Genomic DNA, 13,833 nt, shown 5'->3' on the forward strand with positions numbered 1-13,833 from the left:
GGGCGCTTCGTCCATGTCCAGCACATGCGCTCAAGCCCGGCCCTGTTCATCGCCTCTGGAACGACGCGCAGGTTCCTGTCGACGCCGAAGGGGGATGACCCGTGCCCCCGTGCCCGCACGGCCTGGTGCGGCTGCGAATCGATCTCCTTCGCCTGTCCGATCACGTGCACGAACCACGGAAGCGGCGCTTGCCCGCACCGAAGCCTCAAGGAGCGAATGGCCTTGGACGAGTTGCCCGAACGGAGCCGCTGAATGCCACAGAACATGGATCTCCACATCCCCTTCCCCTCCAGGATCAGCCCGGACTTCGAGCGAGCCTGTGCCGAGCAACTGGTCTGGGTGCGCGCGATGGAGCTGATCCGATCGGACGAGGCTGCCGAACGTCAGTTACAGGGCGACTACGCCGAGTTGGGGGCGCGGCTCTACACGTCTGCCGTCGGCGCCGATCTCGATCTGGGCGTCGACCAGTGCAACTGGTTCTTCCTGTTCGACGATCTCTTCGACGGACCTCGGGGCGAGGATCCCGTCGAGGCCGAAGAGCTGATCAACGCGACGGCCGGTGCCCTCGATCGATGCCCCCCTGACGCGGCTCCGATCGTCCGGGCGATGGCAGACATCTGGAGCCGTAGCCGCGAAGGGATGTCACCCGCCTGGCAGGAACGTGCCGAGCGTCACTGGCGCCTCTACCTGGGCGGCCACATAACCGAGGCGGAACACCGAAGACGTGGAATCATGTGCACCTCCGAGGAACACATGGTGGTGCGGCGGGCCACGGTCGGCGTTCAACCCGTACTGGATCTGGTGGAGCGAACAGGCCACTTCGAGGTGCCGGCTCGCGTCTTCGGCAGTCCGGTCATGGCAGAGATGCGGCAAATCGTCGAGGACGTGGTCATTCTCCAGAACGAGATCGTCTCAGTGGAGAAGGAAATGGCCAGGGGCGAACAGAACAACCTGCTGGTCATCGTTCAACACGAACGCGATTACACCTTGCCCCAGAGCATCGAGCACGTCCGTCGGCAGGCACATGACCTGGTACAGAAGTTCCTAACGATCGACGGACGCCTGTTCGAACTGCTCCAGCCCCTGGAACTGAGCGCCCAGGAGCATCGAAGCGTCGACAGGTACCGGGTCGAGGCACTGCGGACAACCATGCGCGGCTGCTACGACTGGCACGCCCGATCGGGCCGCTACACGGCCTCGTACATTCGGCCGCCCGACGTCCTCGGCTACCTCGAAGACGTCGGGATGCCCCCTGTGGGTCGGCAGGGTTGACCCGAAGTCGGATCAATCATGTTGAGTTGCCGGTCAGGACCCGCGGAATCTTGTCGGACCAGTACGGCGGACACCCGGCCTCCGGGCGGGTGACCACGTCGCGTTCGCCCTCTGCGGTGCCTACGCATCTCCTCGGCCAACAGCTGAAGCCGCGTACGTCCGGTCCTGCCCCAGCTACTGAAGCCCCATCAACCCGGATACACCGCCTGAACGACGCCGCCCTGGTGTCAGTCGTGCCGGGCGAGACGTCGCCCGGTGCCCAGCCGCGGAAGTAGGACACCTCGCCGGTGTAGCGGTGTCGCCGCGCGACCAGCACACTCGTCCCGGCCTCCTTCTCGTTCCGGTTCTCGTCGGGAGCGTCGTCGGGGCGGACATCGAGCCAGGCCCAGTCGTACTCGCGGGTGCCCTTGGTGCCGTGTCCGGTCTGTCGGCGCGTCCACTGCCCGGGCCGCACCTTGTTGATCAGTTTGCGGGCTTCCCACCGACGGCCGGACCCGTCGCTGACCTGATGCGTAGCGGCGATTCCGACCGTGTAGCCGAGTCCCAACGCCCGTATCCCCCGGCGCAGTTCGCGTCCGCAGTACACCTCGTCGCCCGCGAACCAGCGGGCCTCGGCCCCGGCCGCGAGCGCATCGGCGACCATGGTCAACGCCTGCTGCGGCTCCGTCGCGAAGACGATCTCCTCCGGCACCCCGGTCACCCCGCGGCGCTCCTCGTCCGCGGCCCAGTCCGCCGGGAGATACAGGGCCCGATCGATGATCACCTTCGTCGTCGCAGTGACCACCGCCAGATGTACCGCCACCTGGCGCAGTCCCACACCGCCGAGCGCACCCGAGTACTGCCGGCCGGCACCCACGCAGTCCGTGGACGACTTCGCATCTCCCGTCTCGTCCACGACCAACACCACGTCCTGCCCGGCGAGTTCACCGATCACCAGGCCGGTGATCTCCTTCCGGGCCTTCTCGTGGTCGAAACGGGCGCGGGACAGCAGATCCTGGAGCCGGTGCGGGCCCGGGTGTCCCAGCGCCTGCGCGAGCGTCCAGCAGTTCCGCGTGCCCACTTCCAGCAACAGTCCAGCGATCAACTCCGCCGCTGTCCTGCGCGCCTCACATCGCGCGAAGCAGCCCGAGACCACCGCCATCGCCCTCCCGAACGTCTGGCCCCACGCCCGCTCGACTATCGTGGCCTCTACGGCCACCGTGTCTTGATACGTCGTCACAAACGTTCATGATCGCGGTGGCCGTCCCTGTGCCCGCACACACCCCGGCAAGCCGCTGAACAGCGAAGACAACGGAACTACAGCTCCCGTGATAGAGGGTTGATGGCTATTCAGAAGGCGTTCCGTCCGTTTCTGGTAGCGGCCTCGTCCGGGTTGGGTGAGGAAACCTTGGCGGGTGAGGCAATGCCTGGCTGGGGTGCTGGTTGAAGGCGTTCACGATGGCCTGGTGGGCAGTGCTCGACTCGGGCGGATCCGGTGCGTCCCCGGTGGGGAAGCGCGGCCCCGTCATGCGCCGACGCCTCGCAGTGGTCGAGCGATGTCGATGTCCCGCCGAAGTGCGCTGAACCGGGGCGGCTCCCGACTCGCATCGAGAACGACGGCGCGCAGCCGATCTCCGCCCCGGCGCGGTGTGCCCTCATACCACCATGAGGGATGCTTCACTCAGCCGACGAACCCGATCTCGCCGGCATCGACCTTCGCTCCGAGCATGTCGAGCGTGGCCGATGTTTCCCATCAGACAGCGACGAGCTCCATGCCGAAGTAACCGCCACCGACGGGGTACGTCTTCGAGCGGCGCCATCCCGCGGCTGTGAAAACGGCGTCGAATTCAGTCAGGTCGCGTTCCCTGCCGTTCGTCATGGCGAGCATGGCCATGTCGGACACGGTGGCGAAGTCGGGGCGGCCGAGCTCGCCGACGACCAACTCGACGACCAGTGCGCGTCCACCCTCGTTCACGGCAGACCGGCAACTGCGCAGAATGGTTACGCATTGGGCATCGTCCCAGTCGTGCAGGATCGTCTTCACCAGGTAGAGGTCCGCCGAGGGAACCTCCTGGAAGAAATCGCCCGCCACCGCGGAGAAGCGGTCGGACAAGCCACGCTTCTCGGCTTCGGCGCGTGCACCGTCGACGGCGTGCGGCAGATCCAGGACCTGGCCGCTCAGCTCGGGGTCGGCTTCCATCAGCGCCAGAACGAAATCACCGTGCGCACCGCCGACGTCGACAACGGTGGACACGCCGGCGGTGGAGAGCGCGGCCACGGCACCCTGTGTCACCAGGCCGGACATGTTGCCCATCGCCTGAGAGAAAAGGGCTGCTTCCGCAGAGTTCTCCGGCCGCGCGAAGTACTCGAAAAGGTCCATTCCCAGCGCCTTCTTGGTCTGGGTACTTCCTTGTCGCACAGCCTCGGTGAAGTGGGCCCAGGACTGCCAGTGGCCGGGGCTGGTCTGGACCAGCGCCATGGAGCGCATGGAACCGGGCACATCCGAACGCAGCAGTCGGCCCAGCCCGGTGAGGCGGAAGCGGTGCTGCCCCTGATGGTCCAGCATGCCCAACGACGAAGCCGCGCGCATCAGACGGTACGTGGTCTGCGGATGGCTGCCGGCGCGCTCGGCCACTTCTTCGGCCGTCAGGGCGCCGTCAGCGAGGTGATCGGGTATGTGCAGCTCAGCCAATGCCCCCAGGACCTGGGCGGCGACGAGGCCACCCAGCAGGTTGAAGACGGCGCCGGCATCGGCTGGAGGATCGCTCGGTGTGACGTTGGTTCCCTTGGCCGTACCAGTCGTGCCAGCCACGTCGCTTATGCCAGTCACGTCGTTCATGCCAGTCACATCAGTCATGTTGGTCAATACCTCTCAAGAGAGTCGATGCCGGCCGGCAGTCGCCAGGCGGTCGGGGTCGAGGCGTCCGGGCGAACACCTCCCGCCGATCGCGCGGCAGAGCCAGTTCCGCTGTCGCCTCGCCGCCGTCGGTCGGCGCGTCGCCAGACCATTCCGCTCCGGTCAACTTCCCCACCCGTGATTCATGTGGGGAGTGCACCCTGAAGACACCAGCGGCCCGTCCGCCGTAACAACCCGCGTATGTGGCGTAGGGCACACCGAGCGGGCGTTAAGCCCCTTCTCTCTTTCGGGACATGGATCGAAGACCGTATCCGAGTGACTTGTCGGACGAGCAGTGGGCGTTGGTGGCCTGGCTGTTGCGGCAGCGATCCGGTGCGGCCGTCAGGGCTTGGCCGGCTTCACCTTCTTGTCGATGCCGTTCACCCGCACGGTGACGTTCGCCCGGTTGCGCGCGCGGTCGGCCACGATGCTGTACGAGGTGACCTTCCCGTCCCGCCACTTGCAGCTGACCTCGTAGCCGCCGCGGGCGCGGAGCCCGGTGAAGGAACCCCTGGCCTCCCAGTCCTCCGGCAGGGCGGGCAGCAGGTGGATGACGCCGTCGTGACTTTGCAGGAGCATCTCCGCCACGGCGCCCGTGATGCCGAAGTTGCCGTCCATCTGGAAGGGCGGGTGGTTGCCGAACATGTTGGGCAGCGTGTTGTAGGCCAGCAGTCCGCGCAGCATGATCTGGGCGCGATGCCCGTCACCGAGGCGGGCGAAGAGGGCCGCCCGCCAGGGCCAGGTCCACGAGCGGCGGCTGTCGCCCGACACCGTCGCGGCCGTGAACGGGACGCCTTCCTTCTCGCCGCACCGTGCCTTGAGCGAGACGAGGGCGGCGGCCGCGAAGGCAGGCGTCTTCGGGGTGATCTGACGGCCCGGATAGACCGCGAAGAGGTGCGATGTGTGGCGGTGGAAGTCGGTGGGGCTGTCGATGTCCTCCTGCCACTCCTGCAGCTGACCCCACTGGCCGATCTTGTTCGGCGCGAGGCGTGCTTGCATGTCCGCGACCTTGGCCCGGTAGGCGGGATCCGCCTTGAGCACCGCCTCGCAGTCGAGGTAGTTCTGGAACAGGTCCCAGATGATCTGCTGGTCGTACATGACGCCGTCCTCGCGCGGCCCGTGCTCGGGGGACCAGCCGTTCGGCGAGACGAGGAGTCCGTCCTCGCGCTCCTTGAGCTGGTCCTCCCAGAACTGACAGATCTCCTTGATCATCGGGTGGGCGACGGTGCGGAGGTAGCCCAGGTCCTGGGTGAACGCCCAGTGCTCGTAAAGGTGTTGGGCGTACCAGGCGCTCGCGACGGTGTTCCACTCCCATGAGTTGCCGCCGAAGATGCTCTGACTGGTGCGGGCCGTCCAGCCGCGCGTGTCCTCGCCGAAGGCGTTGCGGGTCGCCACGCGGCTGGGCACCGCCACCTGCTCGACGAACCCGACGAGCGCCTCATGGCACTCCGACAGGTTCGTCGTCTCGGCTCCCCAGTAGTTCATCTGGACATTGATGTTGGTGTGGTAGTCGGAGGCCCACGCCGGCTGGTTGCTGTCGTTCCACAGACCCTGGAGATTGGCGGGCAGGCCGTTCGGGCGGGAGGAACTGATCAGCAGGTACCGGCCGTAGTCGAACATCGACTGCTCGAGCGTCGGGTCCTCGCCGCCCGCCGCGTAACGCGCAAGCCGGGCGTCGGTCGGCAGAGCGACGACGGCTTTCTCGGAGGTGCCCCAGTCGACCGAGACACGGTTCATGAGGGTGCGCATCTCGTCCGTGTGCTCGTCGCGCAGCTCGTGGTAGGACCGGGCGGTCGCCTTGGCGAGCGTCCTGGCGACGATCGGTTCCGGATCGGCTCCGCGCCACCCGGCGGCGGCGTCGAGCCTGTAGTCCGTGCGAGCGTCGAGGAACAGGGTCAGGGTCGTGCAGCCGCTGAACCTCAGCACCGACCCGTCGGCGCGCAGGTCGCCGTCGGTGTGCACGGCCCGGACGGTGCACGTGTGCTTCAGTCCGTTGCCCATGACACCGCTGAAGGCGATCCGCCCGGCGCCGGCGTCGACGGTCGTCGGGGCGTCGTCCTGGGCGGACGTCAGCGATATCGCTCCGGAGAGTCCCCGGGCGCCGTCCGACGTGTACCGGAAGACCATGACGTCTGCGGACCGGCTGGCGAAGGCCTCGCGCACGACGCGTCGTCCCGGCGCGCCGAATCGGGTGACGTGAACGCCCTTCACAAAGTCGAGGCTGCGCCGGTAGTCGACGACGGTCCGCTGTGTGCGTGTGTCGAAGCCCTTGCCCTCCAGCGCGATCTCAGCGACCTGGAAGCCGTTGGAGGACGCGCCGGGGGTCAGGGTGAGCCGGTAGACACGGTAGGCGGTGGTGTTGGTGATCCGGAAGGTCCGGGTCTCGCCGCGGCCGGCGAAGGGCGCTTGGGGGTTCTGCGTGTCGAGAGTCGTCCAGGTACGCCCGTCCTGCGACGCCTCCAGCACCCATCGCCGGGGGTCGTCCCGCGGCCGGTCCGGGGCCGCCGTCAGCGCGTACGAGGTGACGACGACCGCGCGGGGCAGGTCGGCCTGCCAGACGACCGCCGGTGCGGCGGCGTCAACCCGCCAGACCGTGGCCGGATCGCCGTCCACCGAACACGAGATGTCCGTGGCCCGCGACCGGGCCCTGGCACCGGCACCGGCACCGGCACCGGAGCCTTTGGAGTGCCCGCTCGGCGACGACAGGTAGATCGAACCGCCCCCGCCGAGGTCGACGCCGGACAGACCGATCTCGCTCACCTGAAAGTGGCTGACGCCCGCCTTGGGGATGAAGTCGAACCGGTAGAAGCGGTAGGCCGCAGGATCGGCGCAGGTGAATTCCTTCGTCTGGAAACGGCTCTCGAAGGGCGCCTGCAGAGTGCGGCTGTCCAGCGTGGTCCAGGTGGCGCCGTCGGCGGAACCGGAGAACGTCCACTCCTGCGGGTCGCGCTGCGGCACGTCGTTGGCACTCGTCAGACGGTAGGACGCGACCGCGACGGGTTCGGGCAGCTCGACCAGCCACTGCACCTTCGAACCCGGTCCCTCGATGCACCACTTGGTGCTCGAATCACCGTCGTACGTCTTGTCGACACCCTCCGACGAGGAGGAACTGTACGGTCCCCCCGGGGCCGTGACCTTCGGACTCGCACGGGGAGCGAAGGCCACGACGACGTCACCGAAGTTCCGGTACGAGCCGAAACCGGTCATGCCGGTGTCGAAGTCACTGTCCGGCTTGCCCGCGAGAGCGTTGTCGTAGTTGTTGACCCCGCCCCACAGGCTCTGTTCGTTGAACTGGATGCGCTCCTCGTAGGGATCGGCGAAGAGCATGGCGCCGAGCCGGCCGTTGCCGATCGGCAGGGCCTGTGACTCCCAGTCCATGGCCGGTACGGAGTACTTCAGCGCCTTGCGCGACAGGGTCGGCCACTGGACGCCCGCCGGCGCTACGGTCCCCGCGGCGACGGCCTGCCCCACGGGGATACCACCGGCCAGCTGAGTGATCAGAGGGGCAAGGGCGAAGGCACCGCCGAACTTGAGGATGCTTCGTCGCTGCGGTTGGGACTCATTGATCACAGTGAAATCTCCCGGCCCAGTCATCGGCTCTTTCACAAAGGAAACGGCTGCACATCGATCTCCATCGAGGGCGCGATCATCGTCACCGGAGAATAGATCGGATGTCTATAGGCGTGCGCCACCGACTCGTCTGTTGCCTCCCATTCGCTGTCGCGGCGGGTGTGGCGCGCCTTCCATGCCGTGGTGGCCTGCTGATTCACGGGGGTGCGCCGTGGGTGCTCGGGGCGCCGGGGTGGAGTGGTGGCGCGGCTACCGTGGGTGCACAGCGTAGGTCAGGTGCGTCACCCGCGACGACGGCTCCGAACGGACCGGCTCCAGCGCGACCCTGGACGCGTCCACGCCGTCGAACAGGCGGGTGCCGGCGCCGAAAAGCACGGGTGACAGCGCGATCGAGAACTCGTCGACGAGGCCGGCGTTCAGGTGCACTGGGCAGCCGCCGGATGAACACGTTCGACCACAAGGTCGTTGAGGGCTTCATCCAGACCATGGAACGCAACGGCATCGGCCTGGCCACGCAGTCCAATGCCTTCGACAAGCTCACATCAGTCCTGCTCGACGCTCACCGGTTGGGTCTTTTCGCCGAGAGCCCTCTCACTGGTGATGAGCGGCTGTGGTCTGCGCAATGGCGAGGCGGCTGCGGTCAATCTCCGCAACATCGTGGCTGACGACGTCTACCGGATCACGCAAGCCATCGCCAAGAGGCAGGCCACCGCGACCGCCGGCCATCTGTCTGCTCACCGGGCTCGCCAGCGCTGCGCGCTCAGTGGCAATCGCCCCGGAGGTTCGGGGGCTCTTCGCAGTCGAGGGTGCGGACGCTGACGGCTGGTCGCCGGGCTCGACGAGTCTTGGTTTGGTCGTCGTGGGGCAACGCTGTGAGCCTGATCGTGCGGTCCTGGCTTGTCGCGTGGTCAAGCCGATGGTGGGTGCCGCCGCTGTAGTTGTGCGGGAATCGCGAGGCACACGGGGGTCATCTCCTGTCCGATCGCGGACCACATCGGCCCGGGGTGCGAGGACGAATCAATCGGGGGACTTGAGCACCGTCGGGAGTTGAGATGCGCGGGCGGTGGTCCGGCGACTGGTTCGGTAGCGGCCCGGGGTCGTTCCGACGATGTTGGTGAACGCCGCGATGAAGCTGCTGGGGTTGGCCCATCCGCAGGCGTAGGCGGTTTGGGTGGTGTCGTGGCCGTCGGCGAGGAGCACGAGCGCGTGGTAGATGCGTAGCTGCGTGCGCCACTCGTAGAAGGTCATGCCGAGTTCGTTGCGGAACAGTCGGCTGAGGGTGCGGGTGCTGGCTCCGATCGTCTTCCCGAGTTCGGCGAGCGTGGCGTTGTCTGCCGGCCTCTCGTGCAGCATCCGGGCAATGGCTTGCAGTCGGTCGTCCCGCGGCTCCGGCAGGTGCAGTGGCTGTTCGTGTGCTTCGCGGAGTTCATCGACGAGGACTCGAAGGAGGCGAGAGCGCGCGGAGCGACTGTAGTCGGGCGCGGCGGGGTCGTGGTTGCGGGGGCCGGTCAGGGCGAGCAGGACCTCGCGGGCGAGGCCGGAGGCCAGGAACACGGCGGGATGCTCTGGTATGAGCCGGGCGATGGATGGCGCGAGAAAGACGATCCGCATATCGGTGTCGCCGTGGGCGCGGTGGTAGTGCGTGAACCCGGCGGGGGTCCAGGCGACCCGGTTGGCGGGAACGATCGACGTGCCGCGCTCGGTGTGAACTGCCAAGACGCCGCTGGCTGCGTATACCAGGTGTCCCCGTGCGTGCGACTGCACTGCGCTTGTTTCGCCGGACGGCCAGAGGTGGCGCCCGCCAGACGGCCACACATATGACGTCACACCGGCGATCAGGCGAGTTTGGCGGCGAACAGGCATCGGTTGGCAGCCTAACGGTAGTAAGCCACACCTTGGCCTGGTGACACTGCCTCCATGCGGAGTGGTCTTCAGCCGCGCGGAGCGCCCGACCGCACCACATGTCATCGAGGCATCGTGCCTCGATGGCGCGGCTCGAGAGAAGGAGAAACGCATGGCGACGTTCGTCCTTGTGCCCGGCGCCTGGAAGGGTTCCTGGTCGTTCGAGGCGGTGGTTCCGCTGCTGGAGCGTGCCGGTCACACCGTTCACGCCCTCACCCTGACCGGTCTGCGGCCGGACGACGACAACGCGACGGTCGCGACCGCCAACCTCGACACGCACGCCGACGACGTATTGCGGCTCCTCGATCGCAACCACATCACCAGCGCGACGCTGGTCGGCCACAGCTACGCCGGGATGGTGATCGCCGCCGCCGCCGACCGCGCCGGCGGCCGGATCTCACGACTGGTGCATCTCGACGCCTACGTACCGCGCGATGGCGAGTCGTGCTGGTCGTCAACGAACGAGCACTTCCGGCAAGTGTTCGCTGGCGGCGCTGCGGCCACCGGCTACGCCGTCCGACCGCCGGACGGCGGCGATCCCCGCCGCCGTCCCCATCCCCTCGCCTCGTTCCTGCAAACGATCCGGCTCACAGGCACGCTCGCCCAGGTCCCCCGCCGGGAGTTCGTCTACTGCTCGGGATGGGAAGACCGGACGCCGTTCGCTGAACTCCGCACCCGACTCCAAGCCGATCCCCAGTGGCAGGTTCACGACCTCCCAACCGGCCACGACGCAATGCACGAGGCCCCGGAGGCGGTCGCTGCACTGCTGCTCGGCGACTGCATCGCGGCTACGTCGACGCACAGATGACAGGCCTGCCGGCGAGGGCCGCACAAGCCCAGTTCATCCGGCCCCCATCATTCATGACTCTTCCGGGGCCACGGCGTCCCCGGGGGCCACCCACTCCGCGCGCATGGCCGAGATCGGGAGGCCGCGTAGGGGCGCAGAGGACCCATCGGAAAGACCTCGACGTGCTTGACGCTACCTAGGACCGTCCCGACCTGACCATGTTCGGCCGGCTCGACGCGCTCGGCCTCGAAGTCACCGGGCAGTGGCTCGACCCGGATCACGCAGTGCCGGCGTGCCGAGTCGTTGAACCGGACCGGTGGTGCCGCCGGTGCGGCTGTGAAGGATCGCCGCGCGCCACGGTGACCCGGCGGCCGGCGGTACGCGCTCGCTTGGTGGACCGGCAAGGCGGGAGACCCAGCCGCTGCCGTGGAGGCCATGAGGGACCTGCTGAGCCGACTGGAACGGATAGCGAGCCCCGACCATCCCGATCTCCCCTAACGGCTCGGCCGCTCCATCCAGGACCTCATCGCGATCGTGTCCGGCCTGCGCAAGCACGGCGTCGGATTCACCTCGCTGCACGAGGCGCTCGACACGACCACGCCCAGCGGGTGCCTGGTCTTCCACGCCTTCGCGGCCCTGGCGGAGTTGAGCCGCGAACTCATCGTCCGGGACACCAACGAGGGCCTGGACGCCGCCCGCGCCCCGAGGTGCTCGCCTGGGCCGCCCGCCGTATCCCGCAGGAGCGGGCGTCGTACACAGGCCGCCGGGCAGCGTGGCCAGTGCGCGGTGCGGGTCCTACCGGAAGGCGGCGATGTTGCGTCGGGCCCAGTCGGCGAAGGTGCGGGGCGCTCGGCCGAGGACCCGCTCGACGTCGGGGCTGATCCGCTGCTCGGCGGGGTTGGGCTCGCCGATGGCATCCAGGGTGGTCTCGACCACGGCCTCGGGCATGAACCGCAGCATCTGCGCGCGGGCCTCCTCGCGGGTCTGCTCGATGAACCGGACCGGCTCGCCGAGCGCGTCGCCGAGCGCCTCGGCTCCTTGCCGGGGTGTGGTGAGGGCGGGCCCGGTCAGCTCGTAGACCTGGCCGGCGTGGCCGTCCTCGTGCAGGGCTGCGGCGGCGACTTCCGCGATGTCGGCCGGGTCGATGGTCGGCAGGCCGACGTCACCGAACGGCGCGGCGACCGTCCGATGCGCACGGACCGTCTCCGCCCAGGCGTACGCGTTGGAGTTGAAGGCACCAGGCCGCAGGATCGTCCAGTCCAGGTCCGACTGCCGGACGGCGTCCTCGATGGCCCGCATCATGCCTCCATGGGATGCCGACCGGGGCCGGGTAGCGACTCCTATGGAGGACAGCAACACGATGCGGCCGACTCCGCCGGCTTTCGCGATGTCGAGGATGTCCCGTGGGCTCAACAGATGGGCACTGGCACCGCCGTCGTGCAGGAACAGCGCGTCAGCGCCGTCAAGGACGGGCCGAAGGCTCTCCGGGTCGGTCAGGTCGGCCTGCCGTTCTCGCACGCCGTCCGGTACGGCCGCGTCCGAGACCCCTCGGGACACCGCGGTCACCTGCCCGCCGACTGCCGCGAGTGCCCGCACGAGCGGCCGGCCCACGTTACCGGTCGCTCCCGTCACTACGATCATGAGTAACTCCCCCTGTCAGTTCACCTGGTGGTGCTCGCCCGAGCGGGCGAGCACGTCGCGGTTCGGAATGACCTCGCTGCGACCCGGTGAAGCTAACACCGTCGGTATAGTAGGTACCTACAGGAAAGTGACTATCCATAAGGGGCCCCATGGCTGGCGACGCGACCTGGACGGCATCCGCACCGACAGACCCCGAACTGGCCTGTCCGATCAGCCCAGTCGTGGACATCGTGTTCAGCCGGTGGACCACACCGATCCTGTGGTCCCTTCACATGCACGGTCGGCAACGGTTCGTCGAGCTGGAACGCCGGATCACCGCGATCACACCGAAGGTGTTGACCCAGCGGCTGCGGCAGCTGGAACGCGACGGCCTGATCGTGCGCACCTACCACCCAGAGGTCCCCCCTCGGGTCGAGTACGAGATCAACGAGCTGGGCCAAAGCCTCGCCCCGCTGTTCGCCCACCTCGCCGAATGGGCCGCCGGCAACCTCGACAAGGTCGACCTGGCCCGGCACGACTATGACGCCAGGCCCTCGACGTCGGTCATCCGCTGATCGCTTCACAGCTGTCGGCGACTCGACAAGAAGCCGTTCGCGAGGGCTACCACCGCTCGCGCGAGTACTTCCCGGAGAAGCGGGCCGGACGGAGAGCGTGCAGCCGTACGCCGCGTTCACGCCAGGTCGTCGACGTGCTCCTCGGCCGGCCGTGCGAGCGGTCGGGGGTGGCGAGGCCGGGGATCCGTCGGCCAACGAGTACGTGACGGTGCCGTCGTAGGCCGCGAGGAGCAGTCCTCCGGTGTAGGGGCCGACGAAGACGCCGAGCTGGGCAAAGGTCTGCGCGCCGAAGTAGGAACCCCGACGCTCCTCCGGCGCGATCCGGTCGACGATGGCGAACTCCGCCGGGTAGATCAGGATCTCCCCCAGCGAGAACACCACCATCGCGGCGACGAAGTGCCAGGTCACCTCCGACAGCGCGAAGCCGACCATACCGAGGACGGTCAGCAGGCCACCGGCGGTGATGGAGGTGACGCGGTTGCGCTTCTCCATGAACCGGGTGACGCCCAGTTGCGGCTCTGTCCGGTCGTCGGGGACCGCTGGTGGCTGAGAGACACCCCGCACCTGGGCCGACGACCGGGTCGACCGGCGGATCGAGGTGCCGCTCGATGCGGCGGGCCTGACGCGCTGACCGGCCTCACTCCTCCCAGCCGGGCTCCGGGACCGGTTTGCCCGGCGGGGTGAAGGCCGCGAGGACCGTGGCGGTGATGTGTGCGGCGGCGCGGTCCGGGGTGAGGTTTCCGGTACGGACCTCGTCGGCGGCGCCCTTCATGATCGAGTACAGGACGTTGATGAGCCACGGGATCGACAGGTCGGTCCGGAAGGCGCCTTCGGCGCGACCCCGGGCGATCAGGGTCTCGACCCGGGCGGCCGGGCCGTCGTGCAGTTCGCGGATTCGGCCCGGCGGGAGTTCTCGCTGGGCGGCGACGAGCAGCGCGCGCGCCCGGTCGACGAGGTGCCAGCTCGCGTCGACGAGGCGGGCGAGGGCGAGCCCTGGGTCGCCGGTCAGGTCGACGTGGTCCAGCGCCGCGTTGCCCTGCCCGATGGCCCTGGCCATCGCGGCGTCGACGAGCTCGGCGCGCGAGGCGAAGTGGGAGTACAGCGTCACCCGGCCGACGCCGGCGGCGCGCGCGACCTCGCTGAGGCTCGCGTCCGGGTTGTGTCCCAGGTCGATGCTCCGGAGGGCGTCCGCGCGCTTGGCGGTGCTTCGCGTACTCATGCCGCGAAAACCG

At 68.3% G+C, this 13,833-nt stretch carries 11 protein-coding genes and 4 pseudogenes; 6 read left to right on the forward strand and 9 right to left on the reverse strand.

Translation table 11 applies throughout. The features are described from left to right. The first annotated feature begins 252 nt into the window (after window positions 1–252). Entirely contained in the window at window positions 253–1,272 is a 1,020-nt protein-coding gene (locus tag ACFPIH_RS36895; RefSeq protein ID WP_381182405.1) for a terpene synthase family protein, read from the forward strand. 232 nt (window positions 1,273–1,504) lie between these two features. Here the strand turns inward: ACFPIH_RS36895 and ACFPIH_RS36900 are convergent. The 5 genes and pseudogenes from ACFPIH_RS36900 to ACFPIH_RS36920 form a co-directional block, all read right to left on the reverse strand. Further along, window positions 1,505–2,491 (reverse strand): annotated as a pseudogene (locus tag ACFPIH_RS36900) (IS701 family transposase); the annotation flags it as partial. Between the two features lie 513 nt (window positions 2,492–3,004). Continuing rightward, window positions 3,005–4,108, reverse strand: coding sequence for a methyltransferase (locus ACFPIH_RS36905; protein ID WP_381182401.1), 1,104 nt, complete (start codon window positions 4,106–4,108; stop codon window positions 3,005–3,007). A 381-nt stretch (window positions 4,109–4,489) separates the two neighbouring features. Then, the gene (locus ACFPIH_RS36910; RefSeq protein WP_381182399.1) at window positions 4,490–7,717 is read right to left on the reverse strand and encodes a glycosyl hydrolase family 95 catalytic domain-containing protein; all 3,228 of its coding nucleotides are present in this window, start codon (window positions 7,715–7,717) and stop codon (window positions 4,490–4,492) included. 32 nt (window positions 7,718–7,749) lie between these two features. Then, entirely contained in the window at window positions 7,750–7,917 is a 168-nt protein-coding gene (locus ACFPIH_RS36915; protein ID WP_381182397.1) for a hypothetical protein, read from the reverse strand. Between the two features lie 49 nt (window positions 7,918–7,966). After that, entirely contained in the window at window positions 7,967–8,143 is a 177-nt protein-coding gene (locus ACFPIH_RS36920) for a dihydrofolate reductase family protein (protein WP_381182395.1), read from the reverse strand. Window positions 8,144–8,157: 14 nt separating this feature from the next. Between ACFPIH_RS36920 and ACFPIH_RS36925 the strand changes: the two genes are divergently transcribed. After that, window positions 8,158–8,382, forward strand: a complete 225-nt coding sequence (locus ACFPIH_RS36925; RefSeq protein ID WP_381182393.1) for a hypothetical protein — start codon at window positions 8,158–8,160, stop codon at window positions 8,380–8,382. A gap of 352 nt (window positions 8,383–8,734) precedes the next feature. Here ACFPIH_RS36925 and ACFPIH_RS36935 read toward each other — a convergent pair whose 3' ends face one another. Continuing rightward, a complete protein-coding gene (locus ACFPIH_RS36935) occupies window positions 8,735–9,481 on the reverse strand; it encodes an AraC family transcriptional regulator (protein WP_381182540.1) in 747 nt (248 codons plus the stop codon). 250 nt (window positions 9,482–9,731) lie between these two features. On the opposite strand from ACFPIH_RS36935, the gene ACFPIH_RS36940 reads away from it, so the two are divergent. From ACFPIH_RS36940 to ACFPIH_RS36950, 3 genes and pseudogenes are all read left to right on the forward strand, one after another. Continuing rightward, complete coding sequence (locus ACFPIH_RS36940) at window positions 9,732–10,427, forward strand: alpha/beta fold hydrolase (protein ID WP_381182391.1); 696 nt, start codon at window positions 9,732–9,734, stop codon at window positions 10,425–10,427. 197 nt (window positions 10,428–10,624) lie between these two features. Beyond that, window positions 10,625–10,783 (forward strand): annotated as a pseudogene (locus tag ACFPIH_RS36945) (ISL3 family transposase); the annotation flags it as partial. A gap of 157 nt (window positions 10,784–10,940) precedes the next feature. Beyond that, a pseudogene (locus ACFPIH_RS36950) lies at window positions 10,941–11,048 on the forward strand (recombinase family protein); the annotation flags it as partial. Window positions 11,049–11,201: 153 nt separating this feature from the next. Here the strand turns inward: ACFPIH_RS36950 and ACFPIH_RS36955 are convergent. After that, entirely contained in the window at window positions 11,202–12,047 is an 846-nt protein-coding gene (locus tag ACFPIH_RS36955) for an NAD(P)H-binding protein (RefSeq protein ID WP_381182389.1), read from the reverse strand. Window positions 12,048–12,196: 149 nt separating this feature from the next. On the opposite strand from ACFPIH_RS36955, the gene ACFPIH_RS36960 reads away from it, so the two are divergent. Next, entirely contained in the window at window positions 12,197–12,601 is a 405-nt protein-coding gene (locus tag ACFPIH_RS36960) for a winged helix-turn-helix transcriptional regulator (protein ID WP_381182387.1), read from the forward strand. A 273-nt stretch (window positions 12,602–12,874) separates the two neighbouring features. On the opposite strand, the pseudogene ACFPIH_RS36965 reads toward ACFPIH_RS36960, so the two are convergent. Beyond that, window positions 12,875–13,093: pseudogene (locus ACFPIH_RS36965) on the reverse strand (MFS transporter); the annotation flags it as partial. 145 nt (window positions 13,094–13,238) lie between these two features. Further along, the gene (locus tag ACFPIH_RS36970) at window positions 13,239–13,820 is read right to left on the reverse strand and encodes a TetR/AcrR family transcriptional regulator (RefSeq protein WP_381182385.1); all 582 of its coding nucleotides are present in this window, start codon (window positions 13,818–13,820) and stop codon (window positions 13,239–13,241) included. Window positions 13,821–13,833 lie beyond the last annotated feature (13 nt).

Origin of the sequence: Streptomyces vulcanius, assembly GCF_042653945.1 — a bacterium.
GTDB classification, from domain to species: Bacteria; Actinomycetota; Actinomycetes; order Streptomycetales; family Streptomycetaceae; genus Streptomyces; species Streptomyces mangrovi.

Bases quoted from the DNA above. Each gene is read 5' to 3' on its own strand.
- ACFPIH_RS36895 (WP_381182405.1), top strand. From the start codon at position 253: ATGCCACAGAACATGGATCTCCACATCCCCTTCCCCTCCAGGATCAGC.
- ACFPIH_RS36905 (WP_381182401.1), bottom strand. From the start codon at position 4,108: ATGACTGATGTGACTGGCATGAACGACGTGACTGGCATAAGCGACGTG.
- ACFPIH_RS36925 (WP_381182393.1), top strand. From the start codon at position 8,158: ATGAACACGTTCGACCACAAGGTCGTTGAGGGCTTCATCCAGACCATG.
- ACFPIH_RS36940 (WP_381182391.1), top strand. From the start codon at position 9,732: ATGGCGACGTTCGTCCTTGTGCCCGGCGCCTGGAAGGGTTCCTGGTCG.
- ACFPIH_RS36955 (WP_381182389.1), bottom strand. From the start codon at position 12,047: ATGATCGTAGTGACGGGAGCGACCGGTAACGTGGGCCGGCCGCTCGTG.
- ACFPIH_RS36960 (WP_381182387.1), top strand. From the start codon at position 12,197: ATGGCTGGCGACGCGACCTGGACGGCATCCGCACCGACAGACCCCGAA.
- ACFPIH_RS36970 (WP_381182385.1), bottom strand. From the start codon at position 13,820: ATGAGTACGCGAAGCACCGCCAAGCGCGCGGACGCCCTCCGGAGCATC.